General features: G+C 68.9%; 1 protein-coding gene. It reads right to left on the bottom strand.

Annotated elements, in window-relative coordinates; translation table 11 throughout:
• Positions 1 to 94: 94 nt before the first annotated feature.
• The coding region (locus tag M8523_RS36540) for a transposase (RefSeq protein ID WP_282589683.1) at positions 95 to 511 on the bottom strand (417 nt) is incomplete at its 5' end.

Genomic DNA, 511 nt, shown 5'->3' with positions numbered 1-511 from the left:
GCAGCGTGAGGAGCTGTTCAGGATGGCGGCGATGTCGGTGCGGCGCTGGAGGACGTGATGGGTTCGAGCGTGAGGGGCATTGTAGCCCCGTGATTCAGATCCGCGGCCTGAGCAGCGCTGCCGGCAAGGCGGCGATGAGGTCGGCCTCGGGGCATGCGGCCGCGAAGGCGAGGCGCACGCGGTGGCGAGCCTCCGTGATGCGGGCCGCGACCTTGAGGAGCCGCAGACGCAGTGTGGTGAACTCGGCCCGTGCGAGATTGCGCAGCGTCGGGATGGCGTCGCGCACCGTCAGCATGAGCCAGTAGGCGGCGGTGTGGAGCACGAGCCGCATCTGGTTGGCGAGGGCCGAGCGGCAGGAGGTGCGGTCGGAGCGGAGCTGGCTCTTGTGCAGTTTGATGAGGTTCTCGGCCTGTCCTCGCGCGCAGTAGAGCGTCTCGTAGATCCAGGCCGGCGTGCCCTCTGCCACGTTGGTGACCACGAAGCGGATGTCGAGGCCGAGACGGGTCGCCTC

Source organism: Lichenifustis flavocetrariae, from assembly GCF_026130545.1.
Taxonomy (GTDB): domain Bacteria; phylum Pseudomonadota; class Alphaproteobacteria; order Rhizobiales; family Beijerinckiaceae; genus Lichenihabitans; species Lichenihabitans flavocetrariae.
This window is presented reverse-complemented; position numbering and strand designations above follow the sequence as displayed.